Raw genomic sequence first — 15737 nt, forward strand, 5'->3', positions numbered from 1 at the left:
CGATATTTTGCAGTAGAAGACTGACCTCATGAGCACGACACCCGACTTCAGCGACCGCGTTTCCGACGCCCCTTCCGACAATTGGGTCTACCGGGTTCTTCCGCGCCCGCTCTGGCCCTTCGCGCAGCTGGCCCGCTGGGACCGGCCCATCGGCTGGGAACTCTTGATGTGGCCGTGTTTCTGGTCCTCGGCGCTGGCCGCCAATGCCGATATCGGCGCCGATGGCGGCTTCTCGCTGGAGCTCAAGCTTTTCCATCTCTTCCTGTTCTTCCTGGGCGCGGTGGCCATGCGCGGTGCCGGCTGCACCTATAATGATCTGGTCGATCAGCGCATCGATATGGCGGTGGCGCGCACACGGTCGCGGCCCCTGCCATCGGGCCGCGTCAGCCGAAGAGGGGCCAAGCTCTTCCTGGTCCTGCAGGCGCTGGTGGGGCTTTTCGTGCTCCTGCAGTTCAACGCCTTCACCATCGGGCTCGGCCTCGCCTCGCTGCTGGTGGTGGCGATCTATCCCTTCGCCAAGCGCTTTACCGACTGGCCGCAATTCTTCCTCGGCCTTGCCTTTTCCTGGGGCGCCCTGATGGGCTGGGCGGCCCTGTTCGGCCGGCTGGACTGGCCGGCGATCTGGCTCTATCTCGCCGCCATTCTCTGGACGATCGGCTATGACACGATCTATGCGCATCAGGACAAGGAGGATGATGCGCTGGTGGGGGTCCGTTCGACGGCCCGCCTGTTCGGCGAGCATACCAAGCTTTGCCTGAGCCTCCTCTATGCCCTCGCAATGCTCTTCCTCATCCTGGCTTTCGCCACGGCGCATGTCGGCATTCTCGGCTTTCTCGGCCTGATCATCGTCGGGATGATGTTTGCCTGGCAGGTCCTGCTGATCGATATCGACGATCCCGATCTGTGCCTGCGGCTGTTCAAGTTCAACGGCCGCATCGGGGGCGTGATCTTCCTGGCGCTGGTCGTGTCGCTTGCGAGCCAGAACTGACCGGCCGGCAAGAGCCTTCAACGCAAACAAGCCCGGCGGGCCGGGCTTGTTTCGTCTGCCGCTGTCAGGCGGAATAGCGAGGATAAGAGAAGACGCCGAAAAGGACGTCGAAAAAGGCGTCGATCCGGCCTCAGTGGCGGGCAATGATTTCCTTGCCCTCGATCTTCATCGCCACGCCGAGGCTGCCGGTGGAGCGGCGCACCAGGAAGCGGGGCCGGCGGGCGGCGAAATAGGAGTGCCGGCGGCGGGGGCGGGCAGCCTGTGTCCGCAGCTCGCCGAGATGGTTTTCCAGCGGACGGGCAATGCCGTCGGCCTCGACCATCAGCATCGGGATATGGAAGGCCTGCGACCAGCTGCGCCAGTCGGCGGCGATATCGCAAAGGTCATGCGCCACAAGAAGCGGAATGCAAAGATCCGGGTCCTCGTGGTGCAGTTCCAAAGTCACCGTGACCTCGCCATTGCCGTGATCGATGGCGCGGGCGGCCACACCCTTGAAGGCGCGGGCCGGCAGGGCGACCGAAAGCGGCAGACCGCTGCCGGGCAGGACCTTGCGCAGCACGGCGCCGCGCTCGTCGATGGTAATGGAGACATTGCCAGCCGCATCATGCAGCCCGTACGTGATCTGCTGAGGGAAACGCGCCGGATCGATCCTAAGCGTTGCTTCTGCCCATGCGGGTTTCAGAACCGTATTTGTCATCTCGAAAGCTACCCTTGTTTTACCTGAGAGCCGTTTACCGGTCTTCATCGGGACTTTTGTCCTCTGATGGCTTCAACATAGGCGCCGCATTTCCAGAAGCGCTTAAAAATCGCGGTTAAGAAATTCTAGCGTCCTCAAATGGTTAGCGAAAGCGAACCGGCCAGGGTTTCCGTTTGGTGAAGATCCGGCCGGTTGTCCTGCCACAGCACAAAGCGCCTGCGACGCCAGTCCCGGACAAGGCTGATGTGCCAAAGCGGGGAGTAATTCTTTAATTTTCCTTGATGTATCATGCGCGCTTAGTGTTCGCGCGCCTCCGACCCCGAAAGGCCTTGCCATGGTATCGACATACCTCAGCTTCGACCTTGTCAATCGCGATCTCAGCGCCAGCCTCAAGCGTGTGTCGAAGGAGAGCCTGGTTGCGCGAGACAGTCAGTACTACAAGGAGAATATCGGCAAGGTCAAAACCGTCGATGAATTCCTCGGCGATTACCGGCTCTATTCCTATGCGATGAAGGCCTTCGGTCTGGAAGACATGACCTATGCCAAGGCCTTCATGAAGAAGGTGCTGGAAAGCGATCTCTCGGACGATAACAGTTTTGCCAACCGCCTCTCCGACAAGCGCTATCGCGATTTCGCCGGCGCCTTCAACTTCACCTCCGGTGCCAAGGCGGCACAGACCGCCACCCAGTCGAACGCGCTCGTCGATCTCTATGACCAGACCATGGTCAAGCAGGGCAATGCCGCCACCACCGAGATGACCTACTTCAAGACGATGATGAAGGAGGTGAAATCCGCCGACGAATTGCTGAACAATGACCGCCTGCGCAGCTTCCTGCTGACCTCCTACGGTATTGACGAGCGCTATTACTCCCGCGACCTCTTGCACGGCGCCCTTTCCAGCGACACGAGCGATCCCGACAGCTATATCAACAAGCAGCTGAAGCCGCAGCGCGACGATCTGACCGCGAAGCTCGCCGATGCCAATGCGCGTCTGGCGGCTGCCACCAGCCAGGCCCAGAAAGACGCCATCACCCTCGAAATCAACGGCTATGATTCCAAGCTGACGGCCGTTCAGAAATATTTCGACATGGCCAATGCCTTCAACTTCAATGCCGATGGCACGACACCGCCAGGCGGTGCGCAGACCGATGCGCAGAATGTCATGATCGACAGCCTGTATCTGGCAAAGCAGAAGCGCCTGTCGGCGGCGACGGCCGAGAACGAGACGGGTTATTTCAAGGAAAAGCTGGCATCGATCACCAATGTCACCGACATCACCTCGGACAGCCGGCTCTATGATTATGTCCGCCGCGCCTTCAATCTCACCGATATTACCGTGGTGCGCTCGACGGTCGAGCAGATCCTGACCAGCGATCTCAACGACCCGAACAGCTATGTGAACCGCTTCAAGGTCGCCCATCCGCAATATCTGGAACTGGCCAAGGCCTTCAGTTTCAAAACCGACGGCACGGTGGAAGCCGGCAAGGCACAGACGGCCGAGCAAACCACCACCACCACCAATTTCTATTCCAGCCGCTATGACGACGAGCAGGAAGCCGCCGATACCAAGGCCGCCAACCTGTACAAGACCGCGATTGCCGGCATCAAGACCGTCAATGACTTCATCAATAAGAAGGATATCTACGAATTCGCCCTGAAGGCCGTTGGCCTGGACCCCAGCGAAGTGTCGAAAACGACCGTCGCCCAGGCGCTGAAGAGCGATATCAACGATCCGAACAGCTTTGTGAATTCGCTGAAGGACGAGCGCTACGTGACGCTGGTCAAGGCCTTCAACTTCGGCAAGGACGGCCTGCCGACCGATCCGATGATCGCGCAGTCGCGCGCCACCATCACCTCGATCGCCTCCTCCTATACGGTCATGATGACGCGCTTCGTGGCGGCGGACAAGCTCGAGCAGGTGAAGAAGCAGGCGAAGGACGAGGTCGCCTACTACACCGACAAGATGCAGAAGATCCAGACTGCGGATGAGTTCATCAATGATCCGAAACTCGTCAACATCGTGCTGACGAGCTACGGGATCGATCCGAAGACGGTCAAGAAGGATTTCCTGAAGCAGGTGTTCGCCTCGGATCTGAAGGATCCCAACAGCTTCGTCAACAAGCAGACCAATACCGTCTGGGCGGAAATCCTCGGCACGTTCAACTTCGACAAGAGCGGCCATCTGTCGAAGGAGATGAGTGGCGGCACGCAATCGCGCGGCAAGATCATCGAGACCGAGAACAAGTTCACCCGCCAGACACTCGAAGAAGAGCAGGGCGCGGAAAATGCCGGGGTGCGCCTGGCGCTCTATTTCAAGCGCATGGCAGGCCGCATCACCAGCGCCTACGACATTCTCGGCGATACGGCGCTGCAGGAGTTCTTCCGGGTCAATTTTCAGCTTCCCGACAGCTTCAGCAATCTCAATGTCGACAAGCAGGCCGCGCTGGTCAAGAAATACATGAACCTGGAAGATCTGAAGGATCCCGAGAAGGTCGACAAGATGGTCAAGCGCTTCACCGCCATGTACGACCTGAAGAACAGCTCGAGCTCCAGCGCCACGGCCCTGTCGCTTCTGACCAATTCCAACGGCAATGCCGGCATCAGCGCCGATCTTCTCTACAACCTTTCGCGGAAATAAGACGGGAGCGACAGGGAGAGACACGGACAGGCGGGCAGGGAGCGCCGAGCCCCGCCTTTGGCAAACCAGTTTCCCTCCCGCCTTGTTTCCCAGATGCCTGTTTCCCAGACTTCTGTCTCAGGCGCCTGTCTCAGACGGAGACGACCTTGCCGGGATTCATGATGCCCTGCGGATCGAAGGAGCGCTTGATGCGGCGCATCAGCTCGATCTCTATCGGCTCGCGGATTGCGGCCAGTTCGTCGCGCTTCAGCTGCCCGATCCCATGCTCGGCCGAGATGGAGCCACCGGCTTCCAGCACCAGGGCATGCACGATGGCGTTCATCTCCCGCCAGCGCGCCAGGAAGGCCTGGCGGTCCGCCCCCACCGGTTGGGAAATGTTGTAATGAATATTGCCATCGCCCAGATGGCCGAAGGCGCAGATGCGGGCGCCGGGCATGGCGGACAGCACGCGCCGTTCCGCCTCTGCCATGAAGCTCGGGATCTTCGAGATCGGCACCGAGACATCGTGCTTGATCGAGCCGCCTTCCGGCTTCTGGGCATCCGACATGCTCTCGCGCAGGTGCCAGAGTGCGGTCTGCTGGGCAACAGAGCTGGCGACCACCGCATTTTCCACAAGACCGCTTTCCAGCCCCTGTTCCAGCAGGCTCTGCATCATCGAATCGGCCGTCTCGGCGGCGTCATTGGTGGAAATGTCGATCAGCACGTACCAGGCATGCGGCTCAGGCAGCGGATCTCGGACATTGGCGATGTGGCGGCTGGTGAATTCGATGCCGATGCGCGGCATCAGTTCATAGCCGGTGAGCGCCGTGCCGCAGAGATTGGACGCTTTCTCGAAAAGATGCAGGGCAGCCTCAGGCGAGGCAAGGCCCACCATGGCCACCTGATGCCCGGCAGGACGCGGGAAGAGTTTCAGGACGGCCCCGGTAATGATCCCGAGCGTGCCCTCCGCGCCGATGAACAGGTCACGCAGATCATAGCCGGTATTGTCCTTCTTCAGGCGGCGAAGGCCATTCCAGATCTCGCCGGTCGGCAGCACCACTTCCAGCCCCAGGCAGAGCTGGCGGGTATTGCCGTAGGCCAGCACCGCCGTGCCGCCGGCATTGGTGGAGAGATTGCCGCCGATGCGGCAGCTTCCCTCCGAGCCGAGCGAGAGGGGAAACAGCCGGTTGACGCTTTCGGCGGCCTTCTGGACATCGGCAAGGATGCAGCCGCCATCCACCACCATCACATTGGCCAGTGGGTCGATGTCGCGGATGCGGTTCATGCGCTCCAGCGACAGGATCAGCGCGCGACCGTCCTCGCTCGGTGTCTGGCCGCCCACAAGACCCGTATTGCCGGTTTGGGGAACGATCGGCGTTTGCGTCTCGCTGGCCAGCGACAGGATGGCCGAGACCTCCTCGGTCGAGCCCGGTTTCAGCAGCATGGCGGAGCGGCCATGGTAGAGGCCGCGATTTTCCACCAGGCGGGGTGCGATCTCGGCGGGTTCGGTCACCGCATGATCCGGGCCCACCAGCGCGGCAAAGCGGGAGAGAAGTTCGGGGGAGGGGCTCTGCTGATCCATGATCCTGCCTTTTCATACCAAATGTCGATGATAGAAACCGATTGCGTGGGACCGGAGGCCTTCATCCGACGTGGGCGCATACCGCAGAGCGATGCCCCCGCATCGGTCGAGGATTGCCACAAAGCCGGTGAAGGAAATCCGGCCCATCCAGAGAACCGGGCGCTTTTGGCCTTCGGACGGCATCGAAAATCCGCGCGGACCGGTGGGTCCGACTATGGTTTTCTCCTCGCCGCAAACCAAAATCGCTCCGGCGCAATCGGTTCCTATCATCGACAATTGGTATAACGCCTCGTCAGCTATCAGGGCCTCGGCGCGCCCGCACGCTCCAGCCGGTCGTTGATGGCCTCGCCCAGCCCCTCGGTGGGAACGGGAGCAACCGCAATCGTATCGACGCCGCAGGCATCGGCGGCATGCAACAGGTCGAAGAGCCGGGCGGCTGCCTCGCCAAGGTCGCCGCTCGGGCTGAGATTGTAGACGGCGGCGGCCTTGTCCGCTCCCGGAACGTCCCGGCTGCCGAACAGGATCAGCGCCTCACCCGGCCGAGCGTTTTCGACATTCAGCCGCACGCCGGCCTTCGGCGCATAATGCGAGGACAGCATGCCCGGGGCTTCGATGCGTGCCTCGATATCCGCCTCGCTGCCGTCTTCCCCGGATGTCTCGCCGGACGCCGCCGTAACAGGCCGCTCGAGATATAGCCCGGTCAGGCTTTCGATCTCTTCGGCGGCAACGCCGCCCGGACGCAGCAGGCGGAGCCGGCCATCCTCGACCTTCACGATGGTCGATTCGACGCCCACCATCGCCGCGCCGCCATCGAGGATCAGCGCGATCCTGTCACCCAGATCCTCGGCCACATGCCGGGCGCTGGTGGGGCTGATCCGGCCGGACGTATTGGCGCTCGGGGCGGCCAGCGGCCGGTCGAAGCGGCGGATCAGCTCGCCGGCAAAGCCGCGCGGCACGCGGATGCCGACACTGTCGAGCCCGGCTGTCGCAAGAGAATGGATGCCGGAATTGCGCTTCAACGGCACAACGAGGGTCAGCGGTCCGGGCCAGAAGGCCTCTGCCAGGCGACGCGAGACCGGGTCGAAAGTGCCATAGCGTTCGGCCATTGCCAGATCCGCCATGTGACAGATTAGCGGATTGAAGCGCGGCCGGCCCTTGGTCTCGTAAATGCGCGTGATGGCGGCCGGATTGGTGGCATCGGCGGCGAGGCCGTAGACGGTTTCCGTCGGGAGGGCGATCGGCTGGCCGGCGAAAAGCACGGTCAGCGCTTCGGACAGCGCCAGATCCGGCTCACGGGAAATGTCGATGATGCGTGCGCTCATGAGGGACGTGCATAGACCCAAAAAGGGCGATCGCGCAATTTCTTTCGGCGCCATCAACCCTCGATGGGGCAGGCGAGCCTTCGGCGTCAGAGCGTCTTGATGATGTCGCGCAACGTATCGTCGCGGGCGCCCAGCATCAGCACATTGCGCAGCGCTTCGTTGGGATCGCTGGTGCGAAACAGAAGGCCATTGCCGCGGACCTTGCGGTTGATGCGGGTGCCACCCTCTTCCTCGGCCTCGATCGCCACGGCGAAATACATGCGGCCGTAATCGGTGCGGATGTGCTGGAAGAAATCCTCCTCCACGCCGATCTCGGAGACGAAATTGCAGATATAGAAGGACCAGTCGATGGGCAGGGTCTTGCCGAACACGGTGCGGGCCGACGTCACGTGGCAATAGCCGAGATGCGGTCGCTCCTCCAGGGAACGGCTGAACAGGACCTTGGGAAAGCGGATCGACTTGTGGAAGCCGTTGATCCGCTCATGCGTCTTCTCGCCGGCGCTGGTAAGCTTCTTTTCGGTGCGAGCGGCCACTTCGGCATAGGTAAGGTAACGCTTTTCGTCCGGCAGCCAGTCGTTCTTGTGGCGGGAAATGCGGCCGGTGCGCAGGAATTCCGAATGCGCGGCCGTCTTCACGTTGGCCACCGGCGGTTTCGGCACCTGCGCCTCGAAATAGCGGAGCTTGGCTTTTGTGTTCACTCTGCCCGTCCATGTTTGTGCAGCTAAGGCCAGTCTAGAGAGGCTTGCTTAACAGAGGCTTGCGCCGCATTTTGTCGTCAATGCGGAATTGCATGTCGCATTGCCCTGCGGTCGGGTCATCCGGCTCGTCTATACTGGATCGGACGCGAAAGCCCCTTTCCGGCCAGCGTCACAAGGACATGGGGCGGACCGGGAGCCAGGCGGGCCTGCTGTGCGGCCCGATCGGCTCAGCCGTCATCGTCTCGACAGGAAATCGATCATGGATATGCGCAATACCGTTCTGCGGCAGCTCAAGAACCAGCGGGAAGGCTTCAGCCTGGAGCAGCCCTTCTACATCGATCCCGATTATTTCCGCATCGACATGGAGATGATCTGGTATCGCGACTGGCTCTTTGTCGGCCATGATTGCGAACTGGCCAAGCCCGGCAATTACATCACGCTGCAGATCGGCGATTATCCGGTCGTGATCGTGCGCGGCCGCGACAAACTGATCCGCGCCTTCCACAATACCTGTCGTCACCGCGGCCACCGGGTCTGCACGAAGGAGAGGGGGGCGTCGGCCAAGCTCGTCTGTCCCTACCACCAGTGGACCTATGATCTTGACGGGTCGCTGGTCTTCGCCCGCCAGATGGGCGAGGATTTCGACAAGGCGCAATTCGGCATGAAGCCGGTGCATTGCGAAACCGTGGCCGGCTATGTCTTCATCTGCCTCGCACAGGAGGCGCCGGATTTCGCCCGCGTGCGCCAGGCGATCGAACCCTATATGGCGCCGCACCGGCTGTGGGAGGCCAAGGTCGCCCACAAGAACACCATCATCGAAAAGGGCAATTGGAAGCTCGTCTGGGAAAACAACCGCGAATGCTATCATTGCGCCAGCAATCATCCGGAACTGTGTCGCACCTATCCGGAGGCGCCCACGGCCACCGGCGTGCAGGGCGCCGGGGAGGACCCCTTCATCTCGGACCACTGGCGGCGCTGCGAGGCAGCCGGCCTGCCCAGCACCTTCGCCATGGATGCAAGCGGCCAGTTCCGCGTCGCACGCATGCCGCTCATCGAGGATGCCGAAAGCTATACGATGTCGGGACAGCGCGCGGTGCGCCGGCCGCTCTCCGACGACGTGCCGATCACCCATATCGGCACAATGCTGCTCTTCCACTATCCCACCACCTGGAACCACATGCTCGGCGATCACGCGATCTCCTTCCGCGTCCTGCCGATCTCGGCGGAGGAGACCGCCGTCACCACCACCTGGCTGGTGCACAAGGATGCGGTGGAAGGGGTCGATTACGATCTTGAGGAACTGACCCATGTGTGGAACATGACGAATGATCAGGATCGCTCGATCGTCGAGGAAAACGCCTTCGGCATCCGCTCGCCGGCCTATGAGCCGGGCCCTTATTCCCCGGAGCACGAGGGCGGGGTGATGCAATTCGTCGAATGGTATCGCAATTTCATGATCAACCGCCTGCAGGGTGATCAGGCCAAGCTTGCGGTCGTCGCGTAGATGATGGTGACGGATCGCGCCTACAAGCATGTCGATGAAATGCGGCCCTGGTCGGACAGGCTGCATCGTCTGGAATGCGTCGCCTGGACGCCGGAAGGTCCGGACGTCATGACCTTCACCTTCAAGCCCGACCAGCCCGGGCACTGGTTCCGCTATTTGCCGGGCCAGTTCATCACGCTGGAGCTTCCCATCGGGCCGGAACCGCTTTTGCGGACCTATACGCTCTCCTCCACCCCGTCGCGGCCCTATACGCTGGCGGTCACGGTCAAGGCGCAGGCGGATTCCATCGGCACCCGCTGGATGCTGAACAATCTGAAACCGGGCATGACGATCCGCGCCATCGGTCCGCTCGGCGATTTCTCCTATGTCAAACATCCCGGCGAGAAATACCTGTTCATCTCGGCCGGATCCGGTATCACGCCGATGATGTCGATGTCGCGCGACATGGCGGACCGGCAGCCCGACAGCCAGATCGCCTTCCTGCATTGCGCCCGCTCGCCGGACGATATCATCTTTCGCTGGGAGCTCGAATATCTGGCGCGTTACCTGCCGCATTTCCAGGTCGGCTTCATCGTCGAGCAGGTGGGCCGCTCGCAATTGTGGAGCGGGCTGCGCGGTTACATCGACAAGGCCAAGATCGCGCTCCTGGCACCCGATTTCCTGGACCGCACCGTCTTCTGCTGCGGTCCCGAACCTTTCATGGCGACCGTGCGGCAATCGCTTTCCGGCGCCGGTTTCGACATGGCGCGCTATCACGAAGAGACGTTCCAGCCGGCCGCGCCCGCCGTTCCGGCCTCGGATGGAAGCGCGGATGCCTCCGCTCACGCCATTCGTTTTGCGCTCTCCGGCAAGGAGGCCCGCTGCGATGCGGGTTTCACCATCTTGCAGAGCGCCCGCGCCGCCGGCGTCAGGATCGGTGCGGCCTGCGAATCCGGCCTGTGCGGCACCTGCCGCGTCCTGCTGGTGAAGGGCGAGGTGGAGATGAACCACAATGGCGGCATTCTCGATGAAGAGATCGAGGAAGGCTATGTGCTCGCCTGCTGCTCCCGCCCCAGGACCGATGTCGAGGTGGAGGCCTGACGGCAGGATCCGGAGCCAGTGCGCGGAACACGGCCAAAGGTCGGATAGGAGGCGGGAGATGCAAATTTGCCGCAAAAGCCGCTGGCTTTTCTCCTGAATTCGGCTCCGCCACAGCGAAACCGCCCGATTGTTCCCTAAAATTACGGCTGCGGAACCTCCGGTGCCTCTTGCGCGTTTTCTTAACGATTTGACATCAAGAGGAAACGCCCATGGGCAAGATCACACAGAAACTGGCCGTGCTCGCCACGGCCCTTGCCGTTACGGTCACCGGTTTTTCAACCGGCTATGCGATGCCGCTTCCCGGTTCCGCACCCGTGACTGCCCCGCCGCCGGTCGTGAACGTGCAGTTCACCCAGGAGCGTGGCGACAACATGCCGCGCGGCTGGGAACGGGGCCGGCCCGACCGTCGCTGGGATCGCCGCTGGGATCGTCGGATCGATCGTCGCTGGGATCGCCGCGCCGATGGCTATTACAACGGCCATCGCGGCTATCGTGACCGCCGCTCCGGCTACCGTTTCCACAATGGTTTCTGGTTCCCGCTCGCAGCCTTCGCCACCGGCGCGATCATTTCCGGCGCCACGCAGCCGCAGCGCATCAGCCCCGGCCGCTATACGTCCAGCCACGTTGCCTGGTGCCAGCAGCGCTACAAGACCTACCGCGCCTCCGACAATACCTTTGTCGCCAACAGCCGCGGCGAGCGCCGCTTCTGCAACTCGCCTTACTGAGGCATTTGCAACAGGAAGGTGCACATTGCACCGGGACGCGATCAACAGGGCCGGGCAGCCATTGGCTGTCCGGTCCTTGAAAATGCTGGTGAGGCGGCTTATCGAGGCCCGGATGGCGAGGCTTGGATGCCGAGGCCTGGATGCGGGGAGCACCCGGAGCCTGGCATGACACTGCCGCTTTTATCCTGCCTTTCCTGCGCCTCGCCGGACGGTCCTCATGATGAACGTCCTGTTAATCGGCGGTTCAGGTGAGGCTTCCTAATATCCACGGCAACTGCAGCGAGATGAACCAAACTTGCGCATGCAGCCTGCCAGCCAGGAATGGAGATCGATGATGAAAGACATGTTCAAGACACTGACTGTCGCGGGGTTGACGGCCTGCATCATGGCCGTATCCGTCGTGCCGTCCCAGGCAATGCCGGTTGCAGCCGCGCCCAAGGCACCGCTGACCGAGACCGCGACCGCACCCTCTGCCGGCGCGCCTCTGGTGAATGTCCAGTATCGCCGCGATTATTATGACCGTGGTTGGGACCGCCGCTCGGATCGGCGTTGGGATCGCCGCTGGGATCGTCGCCACCACCGCCACCACTCGCGCGGAGACGTTCTGCTGCCGCTGGCTGCAGGCGCTCTGATTGCCGGTGCGGTGATTGCCGGCTCCTCGCAGCCGCGCTACGCGCCGGCCCCCAGCCGGGGCGGCATCAATCCGAGCCATTACGACTGGTGCTCGGCGCGTTACCGGTCCTATGATTCCTATTCCAATACCTTCCAGCCCTATAGCGGGCCGCGCCAGCAGTGCCTCTCGCCCTATTATTGAGGCCTGACCGTCGCAAGGCATGATGGAACAGAAAACGGCCGTCCGGTATCACCGGGCGGCCTTCCTGCATCGCGAAGGACCGGCCGGATCCTGGGTTTTACCCTGCGGCTCCTTTAGGCAAAGAGTGCGGGCTCACAGGATGCCGGCCCTCCTCAGCAGCCAATAGGCGGCGGCGACCGAAAGCGCCATCAGGATGAAGGCGAGCGCGGTGCCCTGTTCGCCCTGGGCAAAGGGCAGTCCCGAAGTATTCATGCCGAAAAAGCCGGTCACCAGCGAGGGCGGCAGCAGGAAGGCCGTCATCAGGGACAGGATGTAGAGATGGCGGTTGGTTTCCGAGGAGAGCTTCGAATCGATTTCCTCATGCAGCAGGCGGGCGCGATCCTGCAGCGCATAGACATCGTGATCGACCGCTTCCAGCCGGCTGGTCAGCCGCCCGGCGACATCGTCGAAACCCGGCGGCATTTCATCCTCGTCGGCCGCACCGGCGCGCCGCATCAGCGTCAGCACCGTGCGCAGGTGGCGATGCAGGCGCACCACCGTGCGGCGGACAGGCGCGAGCCGGCGCCGCTCGTCCCGGGTGGTGGGGCCATAGACGACATCTTCGATCTGGTTCAATTCCTCCGTCAGCTCGATGACCAGCGAAATCAGCATGCGCTGGAATTCGGCGACGATCAGCTCGAATATATCGATGGGCTGGCGGTAGCGCGCCGGGTTCTTCTCCACGGCCGCGCGCACCCTGTCGATCGAACGCAGCGGCTGCAGGCGGGTGGTGATGATCTGCCCCTCGCAGACCGCGAAATGCAGCCAGCCGATATCGCGTGTCTCCGCATCGAAATCGCGCTGGAAGTCCACCAGCGTCCCATAGATCATGCCGTCTTCCAGCGTGATCGCCGCATGCGTCTCATGAGTGGTCAATGCCGTGACCACAGCGGCCGGCAATTGGGCGAATTCCTCGAGAAAGGCCGTCACCCTCTGATCCGCAAGATTGAGATGCAGCCAGCGGAAGCCGGGGCCGGCGCCGCTGAGATCGCTGCGCGTCGCATCCGGCGGCAGGCGCAGGCACCCCTCACTTTCGCTGAAACGATAAGCCCAGACGAGGCCGGGAATAGGCTGGACGATGGACAGCATTCAGGTCTCCTTCGCGGCTGCGGCATCTCGTGGGCTGATCCTGGCATTTGCCGGGGCCGAAACCCATCAGGATGAGATCGAATCGCCTAGAGCAGGTCCAGCGAAAGTGCGTTAGCGGTTTTGCGTCCGGACTGCATAACAACAAAGAGATAGAGCACTTCAGGTGATCCCGTTTTTGGTGGAAATGCTCGAGCCAGCTGACAAAGCGGTCGTTCTTTGCTCCGTCATGCTCGGGCTTGTCCCGAGCATCTACAACAGATTGCTTTTGTGAGATGTTTTCAGATTCTCGGCACAGGGCCGAGGATGACGTTGCGGGCGCAAACAGGTTTGTCAACACACTGAGGCGCGCCGGTGTTCCGGCGCGCCCTGTCTTTTAAAATACGCTGGGGCTTGCCTCAGCCGATCATGGCCCAAAGCTGGGGCTCGCCTCAGCCGATCATGGCCCAAAGCTGGGGCTCGCCTCAGCCGATCATGGCCCAAAGCTGAGGCTTGCCTCAGCCGATCATAGCATTGTCGTTGCGCTTGACGGCGATGACCGTCGACCGCGGCAGCTTGCCCTCGCCATCCGGGAAGGGCGCGTCGGGATGCTGGATGCCGACGAAATGCGTGCGCTTATCGGCAGACCAGGTCTGGCCGGTGACCTCCGAGCCCTTCGGCGCGGTCAGGAAGCGCTCGATGCGGCCCGTCGCCGGGTCGCCCGCCAGCATCTGGTTATTGCCCTGGCCGGCAAAATTGCCTTCATTGGTGTCCTCGCCGTCGGTCTGGATCCACAGCAGGCCGGTCGAGTCGAACATCATGCCGTCCGGCGAGTTGAACATATTGCCTTCGTTGATGTTCGAGGAGCCGGCATAGGCATCCTTGTGCACGGCCGGATTGCCGGCCATGCAGAACAGGTCCCATTTGAACCTGCCATCGGCGTGGTCGTCGCCCTCCGGGTACCAGCGGACGATCTGGCCATATTCGTTCTTCTCGCGCGGGTTTGCGGCATTGATGGCCATGACATCGCCGCCGGCATTGGTCCGCATCTTGCCGTCCTTCGTGACGGCACGGTTGCTGTTGTTGGTCAGCGCGCAATAGGCTTCGATGGCGACCGGGTTGATCGCCACCCATTCCGGCCGGTCCATCGTCGTGGCGCCCACCTTGGAGGCGGCCTGGCGGGTGAAGACGCTGATCTCGTCCATCTTCATGCCGGTCGTCTCGGGCGTCAGCGCCAGCCATTCGCCGGTGCCGTCATCGGCAAACTTCGCAACGAAGAGCGTGCCCTCGTCCAGCAGGGTCGACGTATCGCCGCCCGGTACATAAATGCCGTTCGAGACATATTTGTAGAGGAACTCGCCCCGCTCGTCGTCGCCCATATAGACCACCACGCGCCCGTCGCGGGCAACCACCACGGCGGCATTCTCATGCTTGATGCGGCCGAGGGCGGTGCGTTTGACCGGCACCGAAGTGGGATTCGACGGATCGATTTCGACGATATAGCCGGCGCGGCGCGGTTCGTTCGGGTTCTTGGCCACGTCGAAGCGCTCGTCGAACTTCTCGTAGGCATAGCGGGTTTCGGCGGCAATGCCATAACGCTTGTAATCCGCCGGCATCTTGAACTCGGCATTGGTGGTGCCGAAATAGCCGTTGAAGTTCTCCTCGCAGGTCAGATAGGTGCCCCAGGGCGTGCGGCCGGCGCCGCAATTGTTGAAGGTGCCCAGACAGTCGGTGCCGTTCGGATCTGCAGCGGTCTTGATGAGATCGGAACCGGCGGCCGGGCCGGAGATCTTCATCGGCGTATTGTGATGAATGCGGCGGTTGAACGGGCTGTCGACGACGATCTCCCAGCCATTGTCGCCTTCGGCCACTTCCATCACCGTCACGCCCTGCATGTTCTGCAGGATGCGCACTTCATCGAGATTGGCCGGATTGCCCTTTTCGCGATGGGGAAGGTTGATCTCCGGGTTCACATATTCGTGGTTGACGGCGATCAGCTGATGGTCGCCGACCACGAAAAGCTCCATGCCGTCGGTGTTTTCGCCGAACACCTTGTCGGAGTGTTCAAGGCTCACGCCCTTGACCGGATCGACATCCGGCACGTCCTTGAACAGCGGCTGGCCCCATTTGGCGAGCGGCTTCCACGAATAGCCTTCCGGAACATGGATCGTGTGGTCGGTTGCGATCGGCACCGGCTTGAACGGGAAGCGCGAGGTCGCGGCGGTCTGCGCCTGTCCCTGGGCATGAGCCGCAGTCGAACTCATCACATTGCCGAGCGTGCCCATGGCGGCGGCCGCCGAGCCGAAGGCGAGCACGCCGCCGAGAAAGCCACGGCGGGACAGGGCCGATTCGACAACGCGGTCGAAATCGGTCTCGGCCGGCGGCGGGTTCTGCAATTCGTCCCACTCGTCCCAGGACAGTCTGCTCTTGTCGATGTCACTCATGATCGTCTCCCGACTTGGTTAGAAGCGTTCCAAATGCGGTTACTGCGGAAGCCATGACAGGCTGATGACGGAGCCGGATATATCCGCAGGCAAGGAGACTGCCGAAGAGAACCACCAAGGAGAACCACGGAAGAGAGCCGCCGAAAGCGGGCTTCGGGACAG

Annotated in this window: 12 protein-coding genes; 6 read left to right on the forward strand and 6 right to left on the reverse strand. The window is 62.1% G+C overall.

Annotation, left to right across the window (positions count from 1 at the left end; translation table 11 throughout):
- Window positions 1-28 precede the first annotated feature (28 nt).
- The gene (gene ubiA, locus QTJ18_RS08470; RefSeq protein WP_252751839.1) at window positions 29-988 is read left to right on the forward strand and encodes a 4-hydroxybenzoate octaprenyltransferase; all 960 of its coding nucleotides are present in this window, start codon (window positions 29-31) and stop codon (window positions 986-988) included.
- A gap of 130 nt (window positions 989-1118) precedes the next feature.
- Here the strand turns inward: ubiA and QTJ18_RS08475 are convergent, their stop codons facing one another.
- Window positions 1119-1685: a DUF6101 family protein gene (locus QTJ18_RS08475; RefSeq protein WP_252751838.1), complete on the reverse strand. Its 567-nt coding sequence runs from the start codon at window positions 1683-1685 to the stop codon at window positions 1119-1121.
- 334 nt (window positions 1686-2019) lie between these two features.
- Here QTJ18_RS08475 and QTJ18_RS08480 point away from each other — a divergent pair, with 334 nt between their 5' ends.
- Window positions 2020-4323 carry a DUF1217 domain-containing protein gene (locus tag QTJ18_RS08480; protein ID WP_252751837.1) on the forward strand — a complete coding sequence of 768 codons (2304 nt, stop codon included), beginning with the start codon at window positions 2020-2022 and terminating at the stop codon, window positions 4321-4323.
- 130 nt (window positions 4324-4453) lie between these two features.
- Here the strand turns inward: QTJ18_RS08480 and QTJ18_RS08485 are convergent, their stop codons facing one another.
- From QTJ18_RS08485 to QTJ18_RS08495, 3 genes are all read right to left on the reverse strand, one after another.
- Window positions 4454-5884, reverse strand: a complete 1431-nt coding sequence (locus QTJ18_RS08485; RefSeq protein WP_252751836.1) for an FAD-binding oxidoreductase — start codon at window positions 5882-5884, stop codon at window positions 4454-4456.
- Between the two features lie 299 nt (window positions 5885-6183).
- A complete protein-coding gene (locus QTJ18_RS08490; RefSeq protein WP_252751835.1) occupies window positions 6184-7206 on the reverse strand; it encodes an L-threonylcarbamoyladenylate synthase in 1023 nt (340 codons plus the stop codon).
- An 86-nt stretch (window positions 7207-7292) separates the two neighbouring features.
- The gene (locus tag QTJ18_RS08495; RefSeq protein WP_489667177.1) at window positions 7293-7904 is read right to left on the reverse strand and encodes a DUF6656 family protein; all 612 of its coding nucleotides are present in this window, start codon (window positions 7902-7904) and stop codon (window positions 7293-7295) included.
- Window positions 7905-8163: 259 nt separating this feature from the next.
- Between QTJ18_RS08495 and QTJ18_RS08500 the strand changes: the two genes are divergently transcribed.
- The 4 genes from QTJ18_RS08500 to QTJ18_RS08515 all read left to right on the forward strand — a co-directional run bounded on the left by QTJ18_RS08500 (window position 8164) and on the right by QTJ18_RS08515 (window position 12027).
- Complete coding sequence (locus tag QTJ18_RS08500; protein WP_252751834.1) at window positions 8164-9408, forward strand: aromatic ring-hydroxylating oxygenase subunit alpha; 1245 nt, start codon at window positions 8164-8166, stop codon at window positions 9406-9408.
- Window positions 9409-10488, forward strand: coding sequence for an FAD-binding oxidoreductase (locus tag QTJ18_RS08505; protein WP_289851982.1), 1080 nt, complete (start codon window positions 9409-9411; stop codon window positions 10486-10488). It begins immediately after the preceding gene.
- A gap of 209 nt (window positions 10489-10697) precedes the next feature.
- Complete coding sequence (locus tag QTJ18_RS08510; protein WP_252751833.1) at window positions 10698-11213, forward strand: BA14K family protein; 516 nt, start codon at window positions 10698-10700, stop codon at window positions 11211-11213.
- Between the two features lie 331 nt (window positions 11214-11544).
- Window positions 11545-12027 carry a BA14K family protein gene (locus QTJ18_RS08515; RefSeq protein ID WP_354669055.1) on the forward strand — a complete coding sequence of 161 codons (483 nt, stop codon included), beginning with the start codon at window positions 11545-11547 and terminating at the stop codon, window positions 12025-12027.
- A gap of 132 nt (window positions 12028-12159) precedes the next feature.
- Here the strand turns inward: QTJ18_RS08515 and QTJ18_RS08520 are convergent, their stop codons facing one another.
- On the reverse strand, window positions 12160-13155 hold the full coding sequence (locus QTJ18_RS08520; protein ID WP_252751832.1) for a transporter: 996 nt from the start codon (window positions 13153-13155) through the stop codon (window positions 12160-12162).
- A 494-nt stretch (window positions 13156-13649) separates the two neighbouring features.
- Window positions 13650-15575 carry a PhoX family protein gene (locus tag QTJ18_RS08525; RefSeq protein ID WP_252751831.1) on the reverse strand — a complete coding sequence of 642 codons (1926 nt, stop codon included), beginning with the start codon at window positions 15573-15575 and terminating at the stop codon, window positions 13650-13652.
- Window positions 15576-15737: the final 162 nt, after the last annotated feature.

This window comes from Rhizobium sp. SSA_523, from assembly GCF_030435705.1.
In the GTDB taxonomy this organism is placed as follows: Bacteria; Pseudomonadota; Alphaproteobacteria; order Rhizobiales; family Rhizobiaceae; genus Neorhizobium.